The sequence below is a fragment of the Enterobacter cloacae complex sp. 277I4 genome (assembly GCF_050031465.1).
In the GTDB taxonomy this organism is placed as follows: domain Bacteria; phylum Pseudomonadota; class Gammaproteobacteria; order Enterobacterales; family Enterobacteriaceae; genus Enterobacter; species Enterobacter cloacae.
Genome location: NZ_JBLGWC010000001.1, coordinates 3551022 through 3563728, shown reverse-complemented (window position 1 = coordinate 3563728; position 12707 = coordinate 3551022). Strand labels below are relative to the sequence as shown.

Below are 12707 nucleotides of genomic sequence, written 5' to 3'. Positions count from 1 at the left end.
CCAGCAGAGCTGGCGGTGTGGAATCAAGCAGTCAGACGGTGCGCGTCTTGCGCGATGACCAGCTCTTCGTTTGTTGGGATAACGAGAGCAGGGCGGGTGCCTTCTTTGTTGATGAAGCCAGACTTGCCGAAGCGGGCAGCCAGGTTACGCTCGTGATCAACCTCAAAGCCCAGAACGCCCAGTTTGCCCAGGGACAGTTCGCGAACCATTGCCGCGTTCTCACCGATACCACCGGTGAAGACAACAGCGTCAAGACGGCCATCCATCAGCGCAGTGTAAGAGCCGATGTATTTCGCCAGACGGTGGCAGTAAACGTCCATTGCACGTTTAGCGTCTTCTTTCTCTGCGTAGTTGTCTTCAACGTAACGGCAGTCGCTGGTGACTTCGGTCAGACCCAGCAGGCCAGACTCTTTGGTCAGCATTTTGTTGATCTGGTCAACGCTCATGCCCAGGGTGTCGTGCAGGTGGAAGATGATCGCCGGGTCGATGTCACCGGAACGCGTACCCATCACCAGACCTTCCAGCGGGGTCAGACCCATGGAGGTATCAACACATTTACCGTTGCGGATTGCAGAAACAGAACCACCGTTGCCCAGGTGGCAGGTGATGATGTTCACTTCTTCAACCGGTTTGTTCAGCACTTTTGCCGCTTCCTGAGTCACATAGAAGTGGCTGGTGCCGTGCGCGCCATAGCGACGAACACCGTGCTCTTTGTAGAGGCTGTATGGCAGGGCATAGAGGTAAGACTCTTCCGGCATGGTCTGATGGAACGCGGTGTCAAACACGGCCACGTTTTTGTCTTTCAGATTCGGGAAGGATTTCAGCGCTTCAGCGATACCGATCAGGTGCGCCGGGTTGTGCAGCGGTGCAAAAGATGCAGAGTCTTTGATGCCCTGGATAACAGAGTCGTCAATCACGACGGAACTGGTGTATTTCTCGCCACCATGGACGATACGGTGACCAATCGCAGTCAGCTGAGCAGACAGTTCTGGTTTTTGTGCCAGAATAGTGTTAACGATAAAGTTCAGCGCTTCACTGTGAGCGGCGCCTGCACCTAAAGCCGCTTCTTGTTTGCTGCCGTCCATCTTCCACTTGATACGTGCTTCAGGCAGATGGAAACATTCGGCCAAACCAGAGAGGTACTCGTCACCGTTGAGCGCATCGATGATGGCGAATTTCAGTGAGGAGCTACCGCAGTTCAGAACCAGTACTAACTTACTCGACATGGAAGTACCTATAATTGATACGTGGCTAAAAAAACGTCAAAGAGTCTAAAAGCGTAACGCATGCTGACCCAGACATTTATGATTAACATCATGCCAAACGAACATTCTGGCAGGATGGAAGAAATACCTATGATTTTAAGCCATTTTGAACATTTTTCAGACAATGGCATAATATGCGATAATTTGACGAGTTAACGATTCTCGTCTACGGCCCTATCAGGCTGGCACAGGATACCCGATACGGGGTAGTGATGACAAAATATTTTGAACGTTGTCATAGCTTGTTGTGGTTTTGCACGAAAATTTTAATTTTTATATGTGAAGTTGAGGTATGCCATGTCGACACCTGAGATCCCGTCCGTGAATTTTTTTAGTCTGTTTCGTCGGGGACAGCATTACGCGAAGACGTGGCCGATGGAAAAACGCCTTGCGCCCATGTTCATTGAGAATCGCACAATCCGCGCCACGCGCTACGCGATTCGCTTCATGCCTCCTGTCGCTATTTTTACCCTCTGCTGGCAAATTGCGCTGGGCGGACAGCTCGGCCCTGCCGTGGCGACGGCGCTTTTTGCGTTGAGCCTGCCGATGCAGGGGCTGTGGTGGTTAGGTAAGCGTTCAATCACACCTCTGCCGCCTTCTGTTTTACACTGGTTTTATGACGTTCGCGGGAAACTGGAAGAAGCCGGTCAGGCACTCGCTCCGGTTGAAGGCAAGCCCGATTATCAGGCGCTGGCTGACACGCTTAAGCGAGCTTTTAAGCAACTTGATAAAACATTCCTCGATGATTTGTGATTGATCATCGAAACGACTAATAAAAGAAGGCACAGTAACACACCGTTACCGTGTCTTTTTTTTCAAGTGCCATGCGCTACAGGAGTCGAAAGATGGAAATGACCCATGCTCAACGTCTGATTTTGTCCAACCAGTACAAAATGATGACTATGCTTGATCCCGATAACGCTGAGCGCTACAGCCGCCTGCAGACCATCGTCGAACGCGGCTTTGGTTTGCAGATGCGTGAACTGGACCGCGAGTTTGGCGAGCTGAAAGAAGAAACCTGCCGCATCGTGATCGACATTATGGAGATGTACCACGCGCTTCACGTGTCCTGGACCAACCTGAAAGATCAGCAGTCCATTGACGAGCGCCGCGTCACTTTCTTAGGCTTTGATGCCGCAACGGAAGCGCGCTATCTGAGCTATGTCCGCTTTATGGTGAATACAGAAGGGCGTTATACGCACTTTGATGCTGGCACCCACGGCTTTAACGCGCAGACCCCTATGTGGGAAAAATACCAGCGCATGCTGAGCGCATGGCACGCCTGCCCGCGCCAGTACCACTTAAGCAGCAACGAAATTCAACAAATCATTAATGCCTGACGGAGGTGCGTGTGCAGTGTAGAGGTTTTCTGTTTGATCTGGACGGTACGCTGGTGGATTCGCTACCGGTTGTAGAGCGTTCATGGTGCCATTGGGCGGACAGACATGGCATCGACCATCAGGACGTGCTGAATTTTATCCACGGCAAACAGGCCATAACCTCGCTCCGCCATTTTCTGGCGGGACGCTCTGAGGACGAAATTCAGGCAGAGTTTAAATATCTGGAACACATTGAAGCCACCGATACGGACGGCATTACTGCGTTACCCGGTGCTCGTGAACTGCTTGAGCATTTGAATGAAGCGCAAATTCCGTGGGCCATTGTCACCTCCGGCTCGGTTCCCGTGGCTCACGCTCGTCATAAGGCGGCGGGTTTACCCACGCCGGACGTGTTCATTACCGCTGAGCGCGTGAAACGCGGCAAACCGGAGCCTGATGCCTTTTTGCTGGGTGCAGAACTGCTGGGCATCCCCCCGGCGGAGTGCGTGGTGGTGGAAGATGCGGCAGCGGGTGTGCTGGCCGGGTTGAACGCTGGCAGCCACGTTATCGCCGTCAACGTACCGGCCGATTCTCCCCGGCTGGACGAGGCGGACTTTGTGCTCAATACGCTGACCGCGCTTGATATCGCTAAGGCGCCAGACGGTATTGTAACCGTCTCGCTAAAAGTGTAATCCCATGATTTAGCCCCACGCTGCTGGGGCTTTTTTATGGCACAATTTCGCATCTCTCTCTGACAAGGACATGTTGTGAACGGTGAACTGATTTGGGTGCTCAGCCTGCTTTTAATCGCCATCATTCTGTTTGCTACAGGCAAAGTGCGCATGGATGCCGTCGCTTTGTTTGTTATCGTTGCGTTTGCGCTGAGCGGTACGCTCACGCTGCCGGAAGCCTTCTCGGGGTTTAGCGATCCTAACGTCATTCTGATTGCCGCGCTGTTTATTATCGGCGACGGGCTGGTGCGCACCGGCGTGGCGACACTCGTGGGGGCATGGCTGGTGAGGGGGGCTGGCAACAGCGAAACCAAAATGCTGATCTACCTCATGCTTACGGTCGCCGGGCTGGGAGCCTTTATGAGCTCGACGGGCGTCGTTGCCATCTTTATCCCGGTGGTGTTGAGCGTCTCCATGCGGATGCAAACCTCACCGTCGCGCCTGATGATGCCCCTGAGCTTTGCCGGGCTCATCAGCGGCATGATGACCCTGGTGGCCACGCCGCCAAACCTGGTGGTCAACAGCGAGCTGATACGTGAAGGGCTGGAGGGCTTTAGCTTCTTCAGCGTCACCCCGCTTGGGCTGGTCATTTTGTTGATGGGTGTGGTGTATATGCTGCTGACTCGCTTCGCCCTGAAAGGCGAGAAGCAGGATAAAACTAAAGATGGCTGGAAACGACGCACCTTCCGCGATTTGATTAAAGAGTACCGTCTGGCCGGCCGCGCCCGCCGTCTGGCCATTCGTCCCGGTTCGCCAATGGTCGGCCAGCGCCTGGATGACCTGAAGCTGCGAGAACGGTATGGCGCGAACGTGATCGGCGTGGAGCGCTGGCGTCGCTTTCGCCGGGTCATCGTCAACGTGAACGGGGTGTCCGAATTCCGGGCGCGTGACGTTCTGCTGATCGATATGTCCACCGCAGAGGTCGATCTGCGTGAGTTTTGCAGTGAGCAGCTGCTGGAGCCGATGGTGCTACGCGGAGAGTATTTCTCCGACCAGGCGCTGGATGTGGGTATGGCGGAAGTGTCGCTGATCCCGGAATCGGAATTGTTGGGCAAAACCGTGCGTGAAATGGGGTTCCGTACCCGCTACGGCCTTAATGTCGTCGGCCTGAAGCGTGATGGCGTGGCGATGGAAGGGGCAGTGGTGGATGAGCCCATCCTGCTGGGCGATATTTTTCTCGTGGTGGGTAACTGGAAGCTTATCAGCCAGCTCGGCCAAAAAGGCCGCGATTTTGTGGTACTCAACATGCCCGTTGAGGAGAGCGATGCCTCTCCGGCCCACAGCCAGGCGCCTCACGCCATTTTTTGTCTGGTGCTGATGGTGGCACTAATGCTCACCGACGAGATCCCGAACCCGGTGGCGGCGATTATTGCCTGCCTGTTAATGGGCAAGTTTCGCTGTATTGATGCCGAGAGCGCCTATAAAGCAATTCACTGGCCAAGCATCATTTTGATTGTCGGGATGATGCCATTCGCCCTTGCCCTGCAAAAAACCGGTGGGGTGGATTTAGTGGTTAAAGGGCTCATGGACATCGGCGGGGGATACGGTCCGTATATGATGATGGTGTGCCTGTTCGTGATGTGCGCCACGATAGGGCTGTTCATTTCCAATACCGCCACGGCGGTGCTGATGGCGCCTATTGCACTGGCGATGGCGAAATCAATGGGCGTGTCGCCGTACCCCTTTGCGATGATGGTGGCGATGGCGGCCTCTGCGGCGTTTATGACGCCGGTCTCTTCGCCGGTTAACACGCTGGTACTGGGGCCGGGGAATTACCGTTTTAGCGATTTCGTGAAGATTGGCGTACCGTTCACCATACTGGTGATGCTGGTATGTGTGGTGCTGATTCCGGTGTTATTCCCGTTTTAGCGTGAGCGCAGAAACGTTGGCCGGGTAAGGCGAAGCCGCCACCCGGCGAAAAATTACAACGGAGAATCCTGGCTGATCTCATCCAGCGATAAATGGAAGCTCGGCACAAACACCTGCATAAAATAATCCATCTCTTCGCTGCGGCGGGATTCCAGCGTTTTTTCCAGACGCGTTTTGGCCAGTAAAAACTCGTTATTCCCCGCAGACAACTCTTCCAGACATTTCAGGTAGGCGCAGAGCGCGTCCGCCTGCTTCACCAGTGACTTTTCCTCTTCCGTATACTGATGTTCGTCAATCAGCGGCTCAAAGACGTCGCGTAGCTCTTCCGGGACCATCTCAATCAGTTTCTGCTGGGCAATCTTCTCAATGGCCTTATATTCCTGTGCAATCTGCGAATTGAAGTATTTCACCGGCGTGGGGAGATCCCCGGTCAGCACTTCTGACGCATCGTGATACATCGCCAGCAGCGCGATACGTTCCGCATTGACCTGACCGTTGAATTTGCGGTTTTTAATGGCCGCAAGGGCATGCGCGACCATTGCAACCTGCAGACTATGTTCTGAGACATTTTCGGTGCGCACATTGCGCATCAAAGGCCAGCGGTTGATGAGTTTCAGGCGGGAGAGGTGGGCAAAAAAATGACTCTGACTCATAGGTTACCTTTTGTCTTCACTGCGACAGACTTCATTGTGCGGGGAGGGGAGGGAAGATGCAAATTTGCGGATTTTGAAGGCCGGGTTAGCGCAGCGCCACCCGGCAGAATGATTGTGTTACTGGTGGTAGCCAGAGAGGAATCGCCCGAAGCGGCTGATGGCCATTTCGAGGTCGTCTTCGCGCGGCAACGTCACGATACGAACGTGATCCGGCCATGGCCAGTTAAAGGCCGTGCCCTGAACCAGCAGCACTTTTTCCTGCAGCAGGAAATCAAGCACCATTTTTTGGTCATCGTGAATGTTGAAGCGCTTCGCGTCGATTTTCGGGAACATGTAAAGCGCACCGTTAGGCTTCACGCATGAGACGCCAGGGATGTCGTTGATCAGCTCCCAGGCGCGGTTACGCTGTTCGTACAGGCGGCCGCCGGGCACGATGAACTCGCTGATGCTCTGATAACCGCCCAACGCCGTCTGGATCGCGTGCTGGGCCGGAACGTTGGCACACAAACGCATGGAAGCCAGCATCTCCAGCCCTTCAATGTAACCTTTCGCATGTTTTTTCGGGCCGTTCAGGACCATCCAGCCCTGGCGGAAACCGGCCACACGGTAAGTTTTAGACAGGCCGTTAAAGGTGACGGTCAGCAGGTCTGGTGCCAGCGCGGCGATAGAGTGGTGCTGCGCGGCGTCATACAGGATCTTGTCGTAAATTTCATCAGCGAAGATGATCAGGTTATGCTGACGGGCGATCTCCACGATCTCCATCAGCAGCGCTTTAGAGTAGACGGCACCCGTCGGGTTGTTCGGGTTAATAATCACGATGCCGCGCGTACGCGGGGTGATTTTCGCACGAATATCATCGAGGTCCGGGAACCAGTCAGAGGATTCGTCGCAGAGATAGTGCACCGCCTTACCGCTGGAGAGTGATACGGCCGCCGTCCACAGCGGGTAATCCGGGGCGGGTACCAGCATTTCGTCGCCGCTGTTCAGCAATGCCTGCATGGCCTGCACGATCAGCTCAGAGACGCCGTTGCCGATATAAATATCCTCAACGGTAACGTCACGCATACCGCGTGCCTGGTAGTGCTGCATAATGGCTTTGCGTGCGGAGTAGAGTCCTTTTGAATCACAATAGCCTTGTGCAGTAGGAAGGTTGCGGATCACATCAACCAGGATTTCATCCGGCGCTTCAAAACCAAACGGCGCAGGGTTACCAATGTTGAGTTTCAGAACCTTATTGCCTTCTTCTTCCAGGCGTTTTGCCTCTTTGAGAACCGGGCCACGGATGTCGTAACAGACGTTATCTAGCTTGCTGGATTTTTCGATAGGGGACATGAACCTTTAACCTTTTCGCTATTATTGCCGCTCCCTGCCGTGGAAGTCAGCACGGAACAATGTACTCCCCCCTCGCTTCGTTTTGAAGGGTAAACAGAAGAAGATTTTGTGCAATAGAAAAAATTCTGTTGAATCTCTTTCGCTGCCTGCGTTGAAATTTTCTGGTCTAAAGTTATGCATGAAAGCGTTTTATTAGGTTAATTGTGCTGTTAATTTTAATCTTTGTTGCATATTGTGCTATTAAAAATAAAATAGCGGCCAGGGTTAAGGCGGAAGTTTACCTGAGTGACTTTTCGTAAAATCTGAGTGCTTCAATAGATCACGCTGTAATAGCAGGCTTTGGTTAAAAGTTGCTCATGTGAAATTAATGTTAAGTGTTATTAATGATTGGCTTTAATCTAAATTAAAATTTATTTATTATTAACCTACAAAATGCAACTTTAGTTAATTTTAATAAAATTAGTTTAGAAGCCTAACAACAACCTTTAATCCTGAATATTGCGATAAGACTTATAAATAAAGTGGATTTGAGTTAAGATGTCTTTAAGGAAAGCAGAGGAAAGACGTATGTGATTTGTATATCTTGCCCTGATTTTCTGAATTAATTGATTGTTATTGTTGGAGTTATCTCTGGCTGGCGTGTGCAAAGCACAACCTGCAACGTTGACAGCGCTGCGATAAAGATGGCAGAAAAGGTGTCATACCTTTAATGTAATTTACATTAACCTGCGAACATCTAAATATCCTGAACGTTTAAGAGAATAAAAATAACGTCATGAAACGTGCTTTCTGACTGTTGATATATACACTAAAGCAGCACAATAACTATCTGTCAGGCAGTCTGCCGGGCCGGGATGCGAGGGAAAACTCCAGAAGGAATTGCTTAACTGTTACACACAGCTTCAACCCGGGCAGCTCCGCACGAGCAACCTGAAAGTGAATAGATATGATAAATGCAAATCGTCCGATAATGAATCTCGACCTCGATCTGCTGAGAACGTTTGTTGCGGTCGCAGACCTCAACACTTTTGCAGCAGCTGCTGCCGCAGTTTGCCGAACCCAGTCCGCCGTCAGTCAGCAAATGCAGCGTCTGGAACAACTGGTTGGTAAAGAGCTTTTTGCCCGTCATGGCCGTAATAAGCTCTTAACGGAACACGGTATTCAGCTACTGGGTTATGCCAGGAAAATACTTCGCTTTAATGACGAAGCATGTATGTCATTAATGTTTAGCAACCTTCAGGGTGTGCTAACGTTAGGTGCATCTGATGAGTCAGCGGATACTATATTGCCGTTCCTTCTTAATCGAATCAGTTCGGTTTATCCGAAGCTTGCGCTGGATGTTAGCGTGAAGCGTAATGCTTTTATGATTGAGATGTTAAAAGAGAACGAGGTTGACCTCGTGGTCACCACGCATCGTCCCGGCCAATTTAATTGCCTGACGCTGCGAACGTCTCCTACGCACTGGTATTGCGCGGCGGAATATGTGCTTCAGCAAGGCGAGCCGGTTCCTCTGGTCTTACTGGACGATCCGAGCCCATTCCGCGATATGGTGCTGGCGGCGCTCAACGAGGCCAACATTCCGTGGCGACTGGCGTATGTGGCCTCCACATTGCCTGCCGTTCGCGCAGCGGTCAAAGCCGGCCTTGGCGTAACGGCGCGTCCGGTGGAGATGATGAGCCCGGATCTGCGGGTGCTGGGAAAATCCGATGGACTCCCTTCGCTGCCGGATACGGAGTATCTGCTGTGCCACAACACGTCCAGTAACAACGAGCTGGCGAAAGTGGTGTTTGAAGCAATGGAGAACTATCATAACCCGTGGCAGTTCGAGCATGTTACCCACGAAGGAGGGGATGACTCCCTGATCGTTGAAGGTGACTTTGAGTGATCGAGAGCTCAAAATTCTGGTAACAAAATGTAAGTGTAAAAAAATGCCACTCGCGCGATTTTCGCATGGAGTGGCTTTTTTTTTGCACAAATTCTCTCCGCTAATGAGAGTGAAATGAAAAGAGTTCTTAATTATCAATGAGTAAAATACAGTTGATTAAAGTCTGAACAAATTCTTTTCTCACTTTCTTCCCGCGCCCGGCATGTTAATAAAACAGGAAAGATGTTGCCGTTTTACTGGTTGAATTAACAAAAGCGTGTCTCAGATCAAGAAAATACTCCCATTTAGGGGGAGGAATCGTTGGCAAATCCTGTCAAAATAGGAGGGTTATTTTTTTTACTTCCAAAACGGACACGATTCAACAACATGCATTTGACGAAAAGTCAGGTAACCACCAGGGTTAAAGGGCACCAAATGTTAATGAGAATCGCTCGATGTAATTTAATGTGAAGAAACCTTTGTTAAAGTTGACAATAGGTTATAGAAAGGAGTAAAAAACCCCATCATTTTGCTGTCTACGTCTCATTTCTGACAGTTAGTGTAAGGTTATTTGTTCCTCCCCATGAATCGATGTGATGCCCATCTGCCAGCAAGAGCAGTGTCGTTGGTATCACTTTTGATGAGTAAGCAATGAGTATGTCAACATCCACAGAAGTCATCGCTCATCACTGGGCATTCGCAATCTTTCTTATTGTAGCCATTGGCCTGTGCTGCCTGATGTTAGTCGGCGGCTGGTTCCTGGGCGGTCGCGCCCGCGCAAGGCACAAAAACACCCCTTTCGAATCAGGTATTGATTCAGTAGGTTCCGCTCGCTTACGCCTGTCTGCCAAGTTCTATCTGGTAGCCATGTTCTTCGTCATCTTTGACGTGGAAGCGCTTTACCTTTTCGCATGGTCGACCTCCATCCGCGAAAGTGGTTGGGTAGGCTTTGTCGAGGCCGCAATTTTCATTTTAGTGCTACTGGCCGGTCTGGTTTATCTGGTGCGTATTGGCGCGCTTGACTGGACGCCTGCGCGTTCACGTCGTGAACACATCAACCCGGAAAACAGTATCTCTAATCGTCAGCAGTAACAGCGAGGCAATAAGATGGATTATACGCTCACCCGCATAGATCCTAACGGTGAGAATGACCGTTACCCCCTGCAAAAACAGGAGATCGTAACCGACCCCCTGGAGCAAGAAGTCAATAAAAGCGTGTACATGGGCAAGCTCGAACATGCCATGCACGATATGGTCAACTGGGGTCGTAAGAACTCCATCTGGCCATACAACTTTGGCCTTTCCTGCTGCTACGTTGAAATGGTGACGTCATTCACTGCGGTGCATGACGTTGCGCGTTTTGGGGCAGAGGTACTGCGTGCATCCCCACGTCAGGCTGACCTGATGGTGGTGGCCGGTACGTGCTTTACCAAGATGGCACCGGTTATTCAGCGTCTTTATGACCAGATGCTGGAGCCAAAATGGGTTATCTCCATGGGCGCATGTGCAAACTCTGGCGGTATGTACGACATTTATTCCGTTGTGCAGGGCGTAGATAAGTTTATTCCAGTGGATGTATACATCCCGGGTTGCCCGCCACGTCCGGAAGCTTACATGCAAGCGCTGATGCTGCTGCAGGAGTCTATCGGTAAAGAACGCCGCCCGCTGTCGTGGGTTGTTGGCGATCAGGGTGTCTATCGCGCGAACATGCAGTCTGAGCGCGAGCGTAAACGTGGTGAACGTATTGCCGTCACCAACCTGCGTACGCCTGACGAAATTTAATTTGCGCCTGTGGGCCTGGAGAACACCTTCGCATATCACTACTCAAATAGCGCGAAGCCAGGCTTAACAGTCACCACGGACCATTTGCAATGGTGAACAATATGACCGACTTAACCGCGCAAGAAGCCGCCTGGCAGACCCGGGATCATCTGGATGACCCCGTCATTGGCGAACTGCGCAACCGTTTTGGGCCGGATGCCTTTACTGTTCAGGCGACCCGCACCGGGGTACCCGTTGTTTGGGTGAAGCGTGAACAATTGCTGGAAGTTGTCGATTTCCTCAAGAAATTGCCAAAACCTTACGTCATGCTGTTTGACTTACACGGCATGGATGAACGTCTGCGCACGCACCGCCAGGGTCTCCCTGCTGCGGATTTTTCCGTTTTCTACCACCTGATCTCAATAGACCGCAATACGGATATCATGCTCAAGGTGGCATTGTCTGAAAACGACATGCATCTGCCGACGCTCACCAAACTTTTCCCGAACGCCAACTGGTACGAGCGTGAAACCTGGGAAATGTTCGGTATGACCTTCGACGGCCACCCGCATCTGACGCGCATCATGATGCCGCAGACCTGGACCGGCCATCCGCTGCGTAAAGACTACCCGGCACGTGCGACTGAATTCGATCCGTTTGAGCTGACCAAAGCCAAGCAGGATCTGGAGATGGAAGCGCTGACCTTCAAGCCGGAAGACTGGGGCATGAAGCGTGGTACCGAAAACGAGGACTTCATGTTCCTCAACCTCGGTCCAAACCACCCGTCTGCGCACGGTGCATTCCGTATTATTCTTCAGCTTGATGGCGAAGAGATTGTCGACTGCGTTCCGGATATCGGTTACCACCACCGTGGTGCTGAGAAAATGGGCGAGCGTCAGTCCTGGCACAGTTACATTCCGTATACCGACCGTATCGAGTACCTCGGCGGCTGCGTAAACGAAATGCCTTACGTGCTGGCCGTTGAGAAACTGGCAGGCATCACCGTGCCGGATCGCGTTAACGTGATTCGCGTTATGCTGTCAGAACTGTTCCGTATTAACAGCCATCTGCTGTACATCTCCACGTTCATTCAGGACGTTGGCGCGATGACCCCGGTCTTCTTCGCCTTTACCGACCGTCAGAAAATTTACGATCTGGTGGAAGCGATTACCGGTTTCCGTATGCACCCGGCCTGGTTCCGTATCGGCGGTGTGGCACACGATCTGCCGCGCGGCTGGGACCGTCTGCTGCGTGAATTCCTCGACTGGATGCCGAAACGTCTGGCCTCGTACGAGAAAGCCGCGCTGCGTAACTCCATCCTGAAAGGCCGTTCCCAGGGCGTTGCTGCCTACGGCGCGAAAGAGGCGCTGGAGTGGGGGACCACCGGTGCTGGCCTGCGTGCGACCGGTATTGATTTCGACGTGCGTAAAGCGCGTCCTTACTCTGGCTATGAGAACTTCGACTTTGAAGTCCCGGTTGGCGGCGGTGTTTCCGACTGCTATACCCGCGTGATGCTGAAAGTAGAAGAGCTGCGCCAGAGTCTGCGCATCCTTGAGCAGTGCCTCAACAACATGCCGGAAGGCCCATTCAAGGCGGATCACCCGCTGACGACGCCGCCACCGAAAGAGCGCACGCTGCAGCATATCGAAACCCTGATCACCCACTTCCTGCAGGTTTCCTGGGGCCCGGTCATGCCGGCACAAGAATCCTTCCAGATGATCGAAGCGACCAAGGGTATTAACAGTTACTACCTGACCAGTGACGGCAGCACCATGAGCTACCGTACCCGCGTGCGTACGCCGAGCTTTGCGCACCTGCAGCAGATCCCGTCCGCCATCCGCGGCAGTCTGGTCTCCGACCTGATTGTGTATCTGGGTAGTATCGATTTTGTTATGTCAGATGTGGACCGCTAA

General features: G+C 52.2%; 11 protein-coding genes. 8 read left to right on the top strand and 3 right to left on the bottom strand.

Annotated elements, in window-relative coordinates; all coding sequences use genetic code 11:
* Positions 1-23: 23 nt before the first annotated feature.
* On the bottom strand, positions 24-1226 hold the full coding sequence (gene ackA, locus ACQG19_RS17355; RefSeq protein ID WP_013098115.1) for an acetate kinase: 1203 nt from the start codon (positions 1224-1226) through the stop codon (positions 24-26).
* A 336-nt stretch (positions 1227-1562) separates the two neighbouring features.
* Between ackA and yfbV the strand changes: the two genes are divergently transcribed.
* From yfbV to ACQG19_RS17335, 4 genes are all read left to right on the top strand, one after another.
* The gene (gene yfbV / locus ACQG19_RS17350; RefSeq protein ID WP_013098114.1) at positions 1563-2018 is read left to right on the top strand and encodes a terminus macrodomain insulation protein YfbV; all 456 of its coding nucleotides are present in this window, start codon (positions 1563-1565) and stop codon (positions 2016-2018) included.
* Between the two features lie 92 nt (positions 2019-2110).
* Positions 2111-2605: a YfbU family protein gene (locus tag ACQG19_RS17345; protein ID WP_013098113.1), complete on the top strand. Its 495-nt coding sequence runs from the start codon at positions 2111-2113 to the stop codon at positions 2603-2605.
* A gap of 11 nt (positions 2606-2616) precedes the next feature.
* Positions 2617-3276: a sugar phosphatase gene (locus ACQG19_RS17340; RefSeq protein ID WP_023621503.1), complete on the top strand. Its 660-nt coding sequence runs from the start codon at positions 2617-2619 to the stop codon at positions 3274-3276.
* A gap of 75 nt (positions 3277-3351) precedes the next feature.
* Positions 3352-5184: an SLC13 family permease gene (locus ACQG19_RS17335; protein ID WP_013098111.1), complete on the top strand. Its 1833-nt coding sequence runs from the start codon at positions 3352-3354 to the stop codon at positions 5182-5184.
* A gap of 53 nt (positions 5185-5237) precedes the next feature.
* On the opposite strand, the gene yfbR is transcribed toward ACQG19_RS17335, so the two are convergent.
* Together yfbR and alaA are read right to left on the bottom strand one after the other, a co-directional pair.
* Positions 5238-5837 carry a 5'-deoxynucleotidase gene (gene yfbR, locus ACQG19_RS17330; protein WP_013098110.1) on the bottom strand — a complete coding sequence of 200 codons (600 nt, stop codon included), beginning with the start codon at positions 5835-5837 and terminating at the stop codon, positions 5238-5240.
* Positions 5838-5954: 117 nt separating this feature from the next.
* Positions 5955-7169, bottom strand: coding sequence for an alanine transaminase AlaA (gene alaA, locus ACQG19_RS17325; protein ID WP_013098109.1), 1215 nt, complete (start codon positions 7167-7169; stop codon positions 5955-5957).
* Between the two features lie 946 nt (positions 7170-8115).
* On the opposite strand from alaA, the gene lrhA reads away from it, so the two are divergent.
* The 4 genes from lrhA (at position 8116) to nuoC (ending at position 12707) form a co-directional block, all read left to right on the top strand.
* Entirely contained in the window at positions 8116-9054 is a 939-nt protein-coding gene (gene lrhA / locus ACQG19_RS17320) for a transcriptional regulator LrhA (RefSeq protein WP_028028060.1), read from the top strand.
* Positions 9055-9684: 630 nt separating this feature from the next.
* Entirely contained in the window at positions 9685-10125 is a 441-nt protein-coding gene (nuoA, locus tag ACQG19_RS17315; RefSeq protein ID WP_014171000.1) for an NADH-quinone oxidoreductase subunit NuoA, read from the top strand.
* A gap of 15 nt (positions 10126-10140) precedes the next feature.
* Entirely contained in the window at positions 10141-10815 is a 675-nt protein-coding gene (nuoB, locus tag ACQG19_RS17310; protein ID WP_003861482.1) for an NADH-quinone oxidoreductase subunit NuoB, read from the top strand.
* A gap of 89 nt (positions 10816-10904) precedes the next feature.
* Entirely contained in the window at positions 10905-12707 is a 1803-nt protein-coding gene (gene nuoC, locus ACQG19_RS17305; protein ID WP_013098106.1) for an NADH-quinone oxidoreductase subunit C/D, read from the top strand.